Raw genomic sequence first — 12,962 nt, 5'->3', positions numbered from 1 at the left:
CAATGGATATTACTTTCAAGGCTTCGAAGGTGCGCCAATTTGCCATAGTTTTGTTGGGCATTGGGCTTGTATGCGGCTATATTTGGTGGTGGTTTGAGGCAACCAATGGACATTGGGGCCTTAAGGCTTTCATAATTCTTGGCGGCAGCTTTTTCGCTCTATGCACTATCCGTGGAGTATATGTTCTTGCAAATGGCATTGACCAATTGGAAATCAATTCCCAGGGATTTCATGCAAAGGCTTGGGCCGAGTTCGTGCCATGGACGAAAGTCAAAGGTGTGTACACCAGCGAAACCAACCGTCAGAAATTCGCTTGCTTTGAGCTTGAAGAAGACGCTCTGCCAAATGGACAGCGCCTTTGGCTTAAACGCACTCTGACTAACCTAAATAGCAGGCTTGGTTTCGGTCAGGTGCAAGTTGCAACGAGCCACTATTCAGAACCTCACGAGGAAATCATTGAAGCGGCATGTGGCGCGTTCCGGCGGGCGGTTCCGAATGTTGACTGCGGCCCAGACGGCTGCTGGCGCAAAGCGTAACCAGTCTAGCCGTGATGCAGTTGCTTGAGGTGATCAAGCGTGGGGGCCATGCCTGAGACGTCATAGCCTGCCTTGGCGGCGTGGGCGAGAATGTCCGGTGTTTCCATCGCACCTGTCAGCGCCTGTGCCAAAGACCATAGCGTGCAGGACCGGGTGCCTGAGCGGCAATAAGCCAGCACCGGGCCGTCCGCGTCCTTCAGCGCCATCGCCATCATTTCGATCGATTCGAACGTCAGTTGACCGCCGACCACCGGAATGGTGGCCCACTTCAGGCCCTTGTCCGCCGCGTAGGCCGCCAGGTCATCATTTTTGGGCTGGCCGCCTTCTTCGCCGTCTGGACGGTTGTTGATGATCAGCTTGAAGCCCGCGTCCTTCGCGGCGTCGATGTCAGCCTTGCCAATTTGGGGGGAGACAGAAACCGTGTCTGTCACTTTTTTGAAGTCGCTCATGTCTGTCTCCTGAAACTTAATCACCAATGGCGGGAGCGTTAGAATAGTAATGCCAGGCCAGAAGCGCAATGGCGCTGCGGTGTGGTTTCCAACGTTCGCCGATTGTCAGAGCCTCTTTCTCGGTCGGGCGCTCCGCATGCCCCACGATCCGGCCTGCACCCACGCGCACCGCCAGGTCGCCCACCGGCCAGATGTCGGGCCGCCCCAGCGAGAACATCAGATACATATGCGCGCTCCAGACCCCCAGGCCCTTCACCGCCGTGATGGCCGCAATCGCGTCGTCGTCCGACATATGTGGCAGCGCGTCCACATCCAGCGTGCCGTCGCGTACTGTTTCCACAAGTGACCGGGCATAGGAAATCTTCTGCCATGACAGGCCCGCACCCCGAAGCTGTTCGTCGGTCACCTTATCGTAGCTGTCCGGGTTGGCTGGATCACCCACCAGCGCCTCAACCCGGCCGCGGATGGTGGCGGCGGCCTTCACCGAAAGCTGCTGGCCGACAATTACTTGCATGAAGGTCTGGAAGCCCTGTGTGCCGCGCCGCTCGGCGGGGTAGCCCACAAGCTTGACCGCTGCAGCCACATGGGGGCAGTCCTCAGCCAGGAGATCAAGCCTGCGCCTGATCTCGCTTTCCGTCAAAATGAATTCAGTCATCTATCCCACAAAATGCTCGAGCATGGCGCGAAGCACCTGCTTGTCTTCCTTCAGGTCTGTCTGGATAGCACGGGCGTCGGTTTCGGCCAATGCCTTGACGACAATGGTGACCGAAAGTGTCCCATCCTTGTGCGCGACAGTGCTGACGCGGGATGGTTGGCTTTGGCTGGTGGAAAAGTGGGATAACACGTTACTTAACGCGTGGGGTTGCCTCCAGGTGAGGACTTCAAAGCGATTGGCTATTTCAAACGGCGCAGTCATGGTGCGCGACTCCCATAAACAAATTGTGGTTGGATCGAACGACAGAGACCCGGCTTCCCTTGGAAACCGGGCGGATCATTCGCCACATTCGTTTATACGCACCTGTTTGTGTCATGAGCGGGACCATATAGGGGCAGCCTTCATAAATCAATAGGCTGTGAAGGTGCCAGCCACGCCCCAGATGATGGTGGTCAAAAACAGGCCGATGGCGGCCAGCGAAATCAGTCCCAGGTGCGGCCCGGCGAACAGTAGTGCAAAGCCGCGCTCGGGCATATTCTGCTGCCTGATGAAGGTCGTCGACAGCATGGGCAGGGCCAGCATCAGCATCAGCCCGACGTTGAGCCCCGTACGCCACAGCACAATCAGCCACGGCATCTGAAGCTTATAGAGGACGGTTGGCCACCAGTGCCAGTCGGCATACAGCCCGAACCCGACAAGTGCCGCGCCGGTGAGGCAGAACCAACCATAGCGGCGCCACTGCACGGATGTTTTGCTGCGGATATGCAATGCCCCGGTCAAGAGGATGATGATCATCAACGGAGTATAGTTGCCCGCGATTGGTCGGATATAGCCAAGCATACCCACCTTTACGTAGGCCACATCGCCGATATAGGCATAGCCGCCGGCCTTGTATGGGCTGAAGATCAGCGGCGGTTCGGCAAGGCTGCCTCGGTAGGCGTATGGCGCTTCCCATTGATAGCGCCGAGACAAAGGCGGTCCCGCCACAAAGTCCGCGCGCGGCGGCCAAACGATCGTCGCGGTCAAGGTCTCGCCATCAATCATGCGGGTTGTCAGTGTGCAGGTCTCGGATCCGTCCACCCGGTCTTTTACCCAGGCCGATATGTTGGCGCATTGATAGCGCCCGCCCAATTGTTCCGGTTCGAGCAATTTATCCGCAGCTGCAATTGCCTCCTGCCGGGTCCATGTCGGGGGAATGTTGGCAGTCGCGTTCGAGAGTGCCCGTTCGCGAAACAGCTTGCCCGTGCAGCTTTGGCTTTGGGTGCTGGGAAAAGGCGTGGCCTCCGGATCGACATAGGCAATGCCCGATGCAGGGAAGGCCACGACTGAAACACCCGGCCTGCAGTGCCCAAGCTGGACCCATTCATGCGACCCAGAGCGGTAGCGTCGTGACCCTGCCATAGCGTCAAACCCAAGCGGGTGCATCTGCCATAAGGGGTCTGATATCAGGCGGGCGTGGTTTTCCGGTGTCAGGAACGGTGCGCCTGACGCGTCTTCATTGACAAGCAGCAAACGGGCCAACGCTATAACGGCATCCCCGCGCAAAACCGCGTCCGATAATGGTGTGGCGGTCACATCGGGATATCTGGTCTCTACAGGCATTAAAGCCTCTTCCGACAGGCCAAGCGGCCGTAGAAGTTCCTGGGTGAGCAGATCGACAACAGACTGGCCTGTACGCTTTTCAAGGAAGGCCTGTAGCAACCGCCAACCGATGGGGTCATGCAGTGAAACCTGCCCTGCACCCCGCGACTTGATCAGGTAATAGTTGAGAGGCGCCTCATTCATGCCCGCGACGGGCCTTGCAAACCCGCCGGTTTCCGCCAGCAGATGCCCAGGCGTGATCGCGACCTCGAAGGGATTGAAATCCATCAGGTTCGGCATGGCTTTGGCGACCGGCTCATCAAGGCTGATTACGCCCTTGTCTGCCAGCCGCAGCGTGACGAGGGCGAGCACATATTTTGCACTGTCCCCCAGCGGGTAATAGGCTTCGGCCATCTCATCCGCTATGCCGTGCACGTCATGGCCGTTGATATAGAAAGCCTCAGGCGCGGCTTCCTTGAGGCGCGGCAACACGTCGTCGGGCCGCAGCACAACCGCCTGTCCAAAAGCGGGCGCCGCCATGAGCATCAGGCTCAGCCACATGATGAAACGGGAAAAGCGCATAAACCCCCACGCAGTTCGCTGGATATTTCCGTCAGGGTGATTTAAGCACGAGTTTGAGGGGATTACCACCGATGCATCAGAAGGAGCAGCAGGCGTGGCAACTGGGGAAAAATTCATCCCGCTTGAGGGCTTTGAAGCCCGCACGGGCGAGGAAATGCTTGAGCGCTCGAAAGCGTTCTATGAGATGATGAAAAAGCGGCGCACGGTAAGGGATTTTTCCAACAAGCCCGTGCCGCGCGAGGTGATTGAGAATGCCATCCGCACCGCCGGGCGCGCGCCATCGGGCGCCAACAAACAGCCCTGGCATTTTGCTGTCATCGCCGATCCTGCGGCCAAGAAAAAGCTGCGCGAAGCGGCTGAAGCCGAAGAACGTGAGTTTTATGGCGGGCGGGCGACGGATGAGTGGCTGGAGGACCTTGAGCCTTTCGGCACGGATGCCAGCAAACCCTTCCTGGAGACAGCCCCCTATCTGATTGCCGTGTTCCGCGAGAGCTACGGTATCGATGCGGAGACGGGCGAGCGCACCAATAATTATTATGTCCATGAAAGTGCAGGGCTGGCGGCAGGCTTCCTGATTGCGGCCCTTCACAATGCCGGGCTGGCCACGCTCACCCACACGCCGTCGCCCATGGGGTTCCTCAATGAGATCTGCGGCCGTCCAAAGAATGAACGCCCCACCATGCTGGTGGTGTGCGGCTACCCGGCAGACGGCGTCAAGGTGCCGGATATCGACAAGAAAAGCCTGGATGACATCTCGACCTGGATCTGAGTTGTCGCTAGAACTGGAATGTCAGGCCAACGCCTGCGATCGCCTGCAAGGGTGAACCCGTGCCGTCTGCGACGATCGGGCTGTCGGCCGCGTCGCCCAGCAAATGGCCGACGGAGACCAGCCCCATGAGGCGCGCTTTTTCAGTCAAGCGGTAGGCACCGATCAGGTTTGCCGACACTTCGGATAGACCGGCAGAGGCCTGGAAGGTTTCATAGACTGAATTTTCAGCCTGCTCGCGGGTGATGCCGAAATTGGTCTGCATGCCCTTTTTGGACATATAGCGCAGGCGGACGCCAAGTCCGGCGGCGAAATCGCCATTCTGGTATATGCCGTGCCCGGCGGTCAGCCGAATAGTCGTGCCCTGGCCGGCGCCGAGCCCACGACGGATATCCGCGTCAATCAACAGGCTTTCGCGTTTGAACCGGGCAAAGATGCCGACGTCAAAAGTGGTGCCGATATCCCCAAGGCCGGTCAGCGCCTTGTTCGAGCTTTCCTTGCGCCCGAAATGCAGGTTCAGCAGAGGTCCGATCTCCAGCTTATCTGTTTTGAAAGCGGTGTAGGTCAGCTTGCTGCCATTCAGGCGCCAGATTTCCTTGTAGCGGACATCCAGGATTGGCACAGCACGGAACCGGTAATTGTCTGACCCGACATAATCGGGAATCCAGCCGAAACCGATGCCCATGCGGGCATTCATCTGTTCGCTATCCAGGTCGCCAGGCCAGATCAGGTCGATGCCTTCCTGCACCGCCTCGATGGCATTATTGAACCGGTCCGCCAGGTTCAGGCCCTGAGAGGATGCATGCGCGGTATTTGTTTGGCAAAAAACAGCCGTCAGCAGCGATGCTGGCAGCATGATCTTTCGTATCTGGCACGGGTGCCACGGTGACATAGTCTATCTTTCCTCCGCCTCGGTCAGATCTCCCCGGATTGATGCTGAAACCCCGCCTGACTCTTATTAGGAAGCCATAAAAGGGTAAAAGTATGGCAAACGGAACCTGAAAATTTTTTAGGTTTTTTCGACGAATTGACGCCGCGTTAGATGCGGGTGCGCGCCAGATGATAGAAGCGCGCCATCTGCAAAATCCAGCTGGTGATCACACCCATGCACATGCCTTCCATCAGTCCGGCCCAACCGTGCCCTACGGGGAAAGCCATGATGTAACAGGCTGGCAGCATGACGATGATAAAGGCAAAACCTTGCAGATAGGTGGGCCACCAGGTTTCCCGGTAGCCGCGCAAAATCATGGACGCGACCATCTGGCTGGCATCAAAAATCATGGCGATGGCATAGATCACCACCGGCGGCACCAGTAGCGCGATGATGCGCTGGTCGTCCGTGAAGATGTCCAGCAGCGGTTCGATAAAGAAATAAATGCCAACGGCAAAAGCGCCCGTCAGGAGGAAGTTCAGCAGAATACCGGACAGGCCCGCGAGCGCTGCGTCAGCCTTGTCAGCGCGGGAGAAGGCGATGCCAACGCGTACGCTGGATGCGACGCCGATGCCGATGGACATCATCAGCGGTACACCCACCACCTGGAACACCACACCGTGTGCCGCGAGCGGCACAGTACCAAGCCAACCCGCAAAGATGGCCAGCGCGCCAAACGCCAGCACTTCCGCGGCCAGGGAGACGGCAGAAGCATAACCCATATGGCGCTGATCGCGCCATTCGTGCCACTTCTGGCCGTGCGGTTTGCGCAAGCCGTAACCGCGCACGCTGGGGGCGAACCAGACATAGCCAAGGGCCGCGATGGCCATAAAAATGCGGACGCCGGTGGAAGCCCAGGCTGACCCTTCCGCGCCCAATTCAGGCATGCCGAAATGCCCAAAGATCAGGGCGTAGTTGAGTGCCACATTCACAAGGTTAGCGCCCACCATCACATAAAAGCCCACCTCGGCGCGCTTGATGCCCTCGAGGAACATGGTGCAGCAGACGAACAGCATATGGGCAGGCAGGCCCAGCGCCAGGATGCGGATCAGCTTTCCGCCCTCCTGCGCTTTCACTTCCGGTTGCCCCAGAAGTGTCAGCCAGGTTTCTGCGGGCCATACCGCCAGCATGATGCCGATGCCGACAGCAATAGTGAAAGGCACGTTCCTACGCCACACCCGGCCCGCTTCGCGCTTGTCGTCCGCGCCGATGGCGTTGGCTGTATAGACGGTGATACCGCCCAGAAGCCCGAGACCCACCACAAGAGCAAACATGATGACCGACTGGTTGGCCAGATTAAGCCAGGCCAGGTGCTCGGTGGCATAGTGGCCGACCATGGCAGTATCCACCATCGCCAGCCCGAAAATGCCGATGCGCATCATCACCGCAGGCAAGGCAAGCCGCGCCAGTTCGCTGAAGTGACGCTTCAGACGCTCGCGCAGCCACTGGGGGTCCAACCCCTGGCTATTTGTGGTGCCGTTTTCGGACATATCGGTTCGCTGTGCGTTATTGTTTGGGTCGCCTGAGCGCCCTTGTTGTGCTACTGCTATGCTGGTTTTGCGCGGCTGGCAAGCAATTGAAGGCGCAGAACTTATAAAAAATAAGTGAATATCTCAGGGGAAATACCTGAGGGGGAGAGTTAAAGGTGTCACAAGAAACTGCAGTGAGCCAGGGGCCGATTACACGCGGCGCATACCCTGAGCTCACACCACAAGCAGTGCTGGTGGGCTATTTTCTGGGCGTTATCATTGCGCTTTCAATAGGCTTCGCAGCACTCAAGCTAGGTTTTTCCATCGAGGGATCTGAACTGGCGGCCATCCTTGGCTTCGGTATCCTGCGCGGCATTTTGCGCAGGCGGTCCATCATTGAAAACAACGTTGCCCAAACCGTGGCAAGTGCCGTGAACGGCGCATCATCGGGCATGATGTTCTCGGTTCCGGCAATCTTCATTCTGGGCTACGGCACAGAATTTAATCCCTATGTGCTGACATTCGGTGCCATTGCCGGTGCATTCCTCGGCATTGCGTTCATCATTCCGCTTCGGAAGCAGATGATCGATTTCGAGCGCCTGACCTATCCAGGCGGTGTGGCTGTAGCCACGATCCTCAAATCACCAGGCGCGGGCATTGAGAAGGCAAAGCTGCTTCTTATCGCCATGCTGGTTTCCGGGGCTGTTCACGTGATCAGCCTCTCGACCGGGTTTGAGAACTGGCCTCTGTTCGATCAGCTTGGCCTGCCGGGCTACTTCAACGGTACCTTCTATGTGTCACTGATGACCATCGGTGTTGGCTATATCGCCGGTCGCGGCGGTGTGGCCTTCATCATTGGCGGCTATGTCTGTTATTTCGTGCTGGCGCCGCTGTTGAACTGGTTTGACATGCCTGTTGCCGGCGTTGATGTCTCTAACCCGAGCGAGCTTCGTCTCGGCCTGTTCCGGCCAACCGGTATCGGCATGCTGATCGGTGGTGCGGTGATCGGTGTGATGTTCGCATTCCCGCTGATCCGTTCGGCGATCTCATCCATGCAATCGTCCGCTAAGGTGGACAGCGCCATGAGCCGCGACGAGATGCCGATCAAGCTTCTCTATGCAGGCATCGCCGGTGCGGCCATCCTCTTGACCATCATGGCGATTACCTCAGCTGAGGAAGTTGGCATCGTGCGGGGTCTGATGATGGGTGTGCTTGGCACGGTCTGGATCTGGATGGCAGGGATCATCCTGTCGGAAGCCATCGGTCGGACCAACTGGTCCCCGCTTTCCGGCATGACCTTGATTGCCGTCACCCTTCTGATCGTGATCACCCAAAGCTTTGGTGGCATGGAAACCACGCAGGCGATCGTTGCCGCGATCACCGTGGGCGCTGCAACCTGTGTCGCCATGAGCCAGGCAACCGACCTGATGCTGGATATGAAGACAGGCTACCTTGTGGGAGCCACGCCGCGTATGCAGCAGATGGGTCAGTTCTTTGGCGCGTGGCTTGGCCCGATTGTGATCATTGGCCTGATCTTCCTGCTTCATGAAGCCTGGGGCCTTGGCTCCGATCAGCTGCCGGCGCCGCAAGGCCAGGCACTGGCGTCCATGGTGGAAGGCATCACAGGCGGCAATGTTCCGACCGAGAAATATATCGCCGGTGCTATTCTTGGCGCCCTTCTGTCGGCGGTTCAAACCGGCCTTGGTATCACCGTGGGGCTTGGTTTCTACCTGCCGTTCAATGTGGTTCTGACCTACTCGATCGGGACGCTTCTTCGGGAAATTTCCGACCGCAAGAAGGGTCACAGCTGGTCTGACAACAAGGGTATCCCTGTTGCCGCCGGCCTGATCGTTGGTGAAGCGCTTGTCGGTGTCGGGTACGCCGCCTACATGATCTTTGCAGCATAAGGAGAGAAGAGATGAAAACAGTTGCTTACCTTCTTGTCATGCTTTCTTTCCTTGCGGGTGCATTCCTGACGTCTCTGGACAAGCTCACGCTGGACTGGATGACCTTTGTGCCGGTGATGCTGGTTGGGGTTGTGGGCGTTGTGATGCTGAAGCGCGCTGAAGCGGCGGAAGCCAGGTGCTCAGAAAAGCTTGAGCATCACCGTGGTGAACTGAAGGGGGCGCTTGAGAATATTCTCAAGAACCTGGAAGAGCTCCATGGTCGCAAGGACAAGGTTCCAACCTATGACATGCGGTTCGAGATCGACCGCCTGTTCAGGGATGACCTGAACCGTTTTGCGGATGCCCGCGACAGCATGAAGCATATCTTCGGCCTGCAGGCTTACGCTGACATCATGTCCAGCTTTGCGGCGGGTGAACGCTATATCAACCGTGTCTGGTCGGCCTCCACGGACGGCTATGTGGACGAGGTGCTGATGTATGTGGACAAGTCGCTGGACCAGTTCCACCACGCGAAAGAAGAGTTCGACAAGGCGGTCAAGGCTGCCGCCTGATCCCGCTTTGAACTCAAGAACATCAAACCGGCGGCCTCAGGGTCGTCGGTTTTCTTTTGCCGCGCTTGGACAACCTTCTGCCGCAGAATTCTTGTGGCGCTGGTGCCTTCTCTCCAATGTGGTGGCGACAGCAATGGAGGGAGTACTCATGAAACAAGTTTTGAAAACCATGTGCCTGGCAGGATTGGTGGCTGGTGTCCCGGGTGCCGCAATGGCTGAAAGCGCCCGTGACCGCGCAGACGTTATCGTGCCGGAACGCTGGAAGAATACCTATGAAAACTGGCATTTCGCGCCCGCGGTAAAAATAGATGGCCGGATTTACCTGTCGGGTGCGGTTGCCACACCGATAGACGGCGATGCGGTAGCCGGGTATCACCGGGTTTGGCAACGCATTGAGGAGATCCTTCGTGCGTCCGGCGCCAGTCTGGACGACATTGTTGAAATGACAACCTTCCACACAGACCTGCAGGCCCAGCTGCCTGACTTCATGGCTGTGAAGGATGACTATATCCGTGCACCCTATCCTGCATGGACTGCCATCGGCATAACGGAACTTGCAACCCCGGCCGGTATTGCAGAGGTCAAGGTGGTCGCCCACGTCAGTGACGTTGTGCCAGCGCAATAGCGGCCCACCATTACACGAATTTGTGTTCTCCTATTGCTCGTTTCATCCGGTGTGGCGCGTGGACAAAGGCGCTTTCACCGCTTACGCTCCCTCGCCAGAAACAAGCACAACCGCAGACATGCCGGGGAGGACAAACATGCGCACACTTTTACTGGCCCTCATGACCATCCTGATGGTGCCTTTCGGGGTATCAGCCCAGGACATCTATCTGACAGCCGACGCCATGATCGACGTGATTGATGGCAAGCGGGTGGAAAAGCCCGCGATTGTGATCCGGGAGGACCGTATCGTGGCCATCGGCCGGCAGGGCCAGCTTGAGGTGCCGGAAGACGCACGGGTCATCAATCTTGATGGCCAGACCTTGCTGCCTGGTTTCATGGACATGCATGTGCACCTGTCGGGCGGGCCGGAGACGCCGTTTTTTGAAAGTATGAGCTATTCGGTCCCGCGCCAGACTGTGGTGGCGGTGAAGAATGCCAGGAAAACCCTGATGGCCGGTTTCACCACGGTGCGCGATGTGGGCGCCAGCGGCTATAGCGTGATCGGTGTCCGCGACGGCATCAATGGTGGCGATATCATCGGCCCGCGCATTTATGCGGTTGGGAACGCGCTTGGGGTCACCGGCGGTCACTGTGACAATAACTTCATGGCGCCTGAGGCGCACGCCAAGTCAGACGGTGTGGCAGACGGCCCGTGGGCCGCGCGTGAAAAGGTGCGTGAAAATATCAAATACGGTGCCAACGCCATCAAGTTCTGCGCCACGGGCGGTGTGTTTTCCAAAGGCACCAAAGTGGGCATCCAGCAATATAGCCTCGAGGAAATGAAGGCGATTGTGGACGAAGCGCACCGGCGCGAAATTACCGTGGCGGCCCATGCGCACGGCACCGACGGCATCAAGGCCGCGATTGTGGCGGGTGTGGATTCGGTTGAGCATGTCAGCTTCCTGGATGACGAGGGCGTGGCGCTGGCCAAACAGTTCGGCACTTATTTTTCGATGGATATCTATAACACCGAATATACGCTGACCTACGGCGAGCAGAACGGCGTGCCGGAGGAAAACCTCAATAAGGAACGCCAGGTGTCCAAGCGCCAGCGGGAAAGCTTCACCAAGGCGGTAAAGGGCGGCGTGAAGATGGTCTTCGGCTCTGACGCCGCGATCTATCCGCATGGTGACAATGCCAAACAGTTTTCGCGCATGGTACAGTTTGGCATGACGCCGCTGCAGGCGCTGCAGGCGGCCACCATCAATTCAGCCACGCTGCTGAAGCGCGAGACCGACCTGGGCGCCATCCGCGAGGGTCATCTGGCAGACCTGGTGGCTGTGTCCGGTAATCCGCTGGAAGACATCAGCGTCACCGAACGCGTGACTTTTGTGATGAAGGGCGGCGTTACTTATAAAAAACCTTGAGCCGAAAAATCGTATTGCGGAGACAGGGCCCGAGGATGCATCCTCGGGCCCAATCCATTCCAATAAGGACCAAAGCGGGGACAGACATGACACTTTCAAAACGCGACTTTTTCAAGCTGGGTGCAGCCGCGGGCGGCGCGGCCCTTCTGGCGGGCACGGCCACCAGCAGCCTGCGGGCGAGCGACAGCTTGCAGCCCATCACCGGCGACGTGACGCCCATCGGCGTGGATGAGCGCAAGGCGCGCGTTGCCAAGGCCCAACGGCTGATGGCCGAGCACGGTATCGACGCGATCCTGTTGGAGCCCGGGTCGGCGATGCTGTATTTCACTGGCATCAGCTGGTGGCGCAGCGAACGGCTGACCGCCGTGGTGATTCCGCGGGAAGGTGAAATCGCCGTCGTGACACCTTTCTTTGAAGAACCCAGCGTGCGCGAAAGCATGACCTTCGGCAGTGACGTGCGCACCTGGAACGAACATGAAAACCCGTTCGAGCGCGTGGCTGGCATCCTCAAGGATCGCGGCCTCAAGGGCGGCAAGATCGGCCTTGAAGATACCGTGCGTTATTTCATTGTTGAGGGCCTCAAGAAAGCAGCGCCGGGGTTTGAAATCACGTCGGCACTGGATGTCACGCTGGGCTGCCGCATGTATAAATCGGCGCATGAAATTGCGCTGATGCGCAAGGCCAATGAAGTGACGCTGACAGCCTACAGCCAAGTGTGGGACAAGCTGGAGGCGGGCATGACGCCGGCGGACATCACCGCCATGATGCGCAAGGCGCAGGCAAGCCTTGGCGGGCAGGGTATCTGGGGCATGGCGCTCCTGGCGGAAGCCAGCGCCTACCCGCATGGTTCGGGCCAGCCGCAGACGCTCAAGGAAGGCGACATCGTGCTGATGGACTGCGGCTGTCAGGTCCATGGCTACCAAAGCGATATCTCCCGCACCTTTGTGTTCGGGGAGCCGACAAAGCGGCAGCGCGAGGTCTGGAATACGGTGCGACGCGGCCAGCAGATCGCATTCGAGACCGCGCAAGTCGGCACGCCCGCGGGCGCGGTGGATGATGCGGTCCGCAAAATGTATGAGGGCCTTGGCTATGGCCCCGGGTACAAGACCCCAGGCCTCAGCCACCGTACGGGACACGGTATCGGCATGGACGGGCACGAGAGTGTGAATTTCGTCCACGGCGAAACAACAAAGCTGGCGCCCGGCATGTGCTTTTCCAACGAGCCCGGCTTGTATATTTTCGGGGAATTCGGCGTCCGGCTTGAGGACTGCATCCATATGACGGATGCTGGCCCGGCCTGGTTTACCGTGCCGCCTGAAAGCCTGGACAAGCCCATCGGCCGCATGGGATGATATGCCTGCCTCACGCCGGTAGCAATGCAACCTTATTTAGGCCCAAATGTGCACCTAAATTTTTTCTAGGTAGCCAGTTACCAAGCAAACGGGCATCTTGACACTTAGTCGATTGGTGATCGGCGAACTATTGTGGGGCGTGCCATTGAT

Annotated in this window: 13 protein-coding genes; 7 read left to right on the top strand and 6 right to left on the bottom strand. The window is 58.3% G+C overall.

The features are described 5' to 3' along the window. Positions 1 to 2: 2 nt before the first annotated feature. Positions 3 to 536 carry an STM3941 family protein gene (locus KORLAC_RS15705; RefSeq protein WP_068308244.1) on the top strand — a complete coding sequence of 178 codons (534 nt, stop codon included), beginning with the start codon at positions 3 to 5 and terminating at the stop codon, positions 534 to 536. 5 nt (positions 537 to 541) lie between these two features. Here the strand turns inward: KORLAC_RS15705 and KORLAC_RS15700 are convergent, their stop codons facing one another. The 4 genes from KORLAC_RS15700 to KORLAC_RS15685 all read right to left on the bottom strand — a co-directional run bounded on the left by KORLAC_RS15700 (position 542) and on the right by KORLAC_RS15685 (position 3,803). Then, entirely contained in the window at positions 542 to 985 is a 444-nt protein-coding gene (locus KORLAC_RS15700; protein ID WP_068308241.1) for a protein tyrosine phosphatase family protein, read from the bottom strand. Between the two features lie 16 nt (positions 986 to 1,001). Further along, a complete protein-coding gene (locus tag KORLAC_RS15695) occupies positions 1,002 to 1,640 on the bottom strand; it encodes a DNA-3-methyladenine glycosylase family protein (RefSeq protein WP_068308237.1) in 639 nt (212 codons plus the stop codon). Further along, positions 1,641 to 1,901: a hypothetical protein gene (locus KORLAC_RS15690; protein ID WP_068308234.1), complete on the bottom strand. Its 261-nt coding sequence runs from the start codon at positions 1,899 to 1,901 to the stop codon at positions 1,641 to 1,643. It abuts the gene before it with no gap. Positions 1,902 to 2,048: 147 nt separating this feature from the next. Further along, positions 2,049 to 3,803, bottom strand: a complete 1,755-nt coding sequence (locus KORLAC_RS15685; RefSeq protein WP_068308231.1) for a serine hydrolase domain-containing protein — start codon at positions 3,801 to 3,803, stop codon at positions 2,049 to 2,051. A gap of 154 nt (positions 3,804 to 3,957) precedes the next feature. On the opposite strand from KORLAC_RS15685, the gene KORLAC_RS15680 reads away from it, so the two are divergent. After that, entirely contained in the window at positions 3,958 to 4,572 is a 615-nt protein-coding gene (locus tag KORLAC_RS15680) for a nitroreductase family protein (RefSeq protein ID WP_068309345.1), read from the top strand. 7 nt (positions 4,573 to 4,579) lie between these two features. Here KORLAC_RS15680 and KORLAC_RS15675 read toward each other — a convergent pair whose 3' ends face one another. Together KORLAC_RS15675 and KORLAC_RS15670 are read right to left on the bottom strand one after the other, a co-directional pair. Then, positions 4,580 to 5,461, bottom strand: coding sequence for a MipA/OmpV family protein (locus KORLAC_RS15675; RefSeq protein ID WP_082714732.1), 882 nt, complete (start codon positions 5,459 to 5,461; stop codon positions 4,580 to 4,582). A gap of 146 nt (positions 5,462 to 5,607) precedes the next feature. Beyond that, positions 5,608 to 6,990, bottom strand: coding sequence for an MATE family efflux transporter (locus KORLAC_RS15670; RefSeq protein ID WP_068308225.1), 1,383 nt, complete (start codon positions 6,988 to 6,990; stop codon positions 5,608 to 5,610). Positions 6,991 to 7,145: 155 nt separating this feature from the next. Here KORLAC_RS15670 and KORLAC_RS15665 point away from each other — a divergent pair, with 155 nt between their 5' ends. The 5 genes from KORLAC_RS15665 (at position 7,146) to KORLAC_RS15645 (ending at position 12,812) form a co-directional block, all read left to right on the top strand. Then, on the top strand, positions 7,146 to 8,876 hold the full coding sequence (locus KORLAC_RS15665; protein WP_068308222.1) for an OPT family oligopeptide transporter: 1,731 nt from the start codon (positions 7,146 to 7,148) through the stop codon (positions 8,874 to 8,876). Between the two features lie 11 nt (positions 8,877 to 8,887). After that, on the top strand, positions 8,888 to 9,427 hold the full coding sequence (locus KORLAC_RS15660; RefSeq protein WP_068308220.1) for a hypothetical protein: 540 nt from the start codon (positions 8,888 to 8,890) through the stop codon (positions 9,425 to 9,427). A gap of 148 nt (positions 9,428 to 9,575) precedes the next feature. Further along, positions 9,576 to 10,052: a RidA family protein gene (locus KORLAC_RS15655; RefSeq protein ID WP_068308217.1), complete on the top strand. Its 477-nt coding sequence runs from the start codon at positions 9,576 to 9,578 to the stop codon at positions 10,050 to 10,052. Positions 10,053 to 10,188: 136 nt separating this feature from the next. After that, a complete protein-coding gene (locus KORLAC_RS15650; protein ID WP_068308214.1) occupies positions 10,189 to 11,460 on the top strand; it encodes a Xaa-Pro dipeptidase in 1,272 nt (423 codons plus the stop codon). Positions 11,461 to 11,546: 86 nt separating this feature from the next. Continuing rightward, positions 11,547 to 12,812, top strand: a complete 1,266-nt coding sequence (locus KORLAC_RS15645; protein WP_068308212.1) for a M24 family metallopeptidase — start codon at positions 11,547 to 11,549, stop codon at positions 12,810 to 12,812. Positions 12,813 to 12,962: the final 150 nt, after the last annotated feature.

Origin of the sequence: Kordiimonas lacus, from assembly GCF_001550055.1 — a bacterium.
In the GTDB taxonomy this organism is placed as follows: Bacteria; Pseudomonadota; Alphaproteobacteria; order Sphingomonadales; family Kordiimonadaceae; genus Kordiimonas; species Kordiimonas lacus.
Note: the sequence above shows the minus strand (reverse complement) of the source record. Positions and strands in the feature narration are given on the sequence as shown.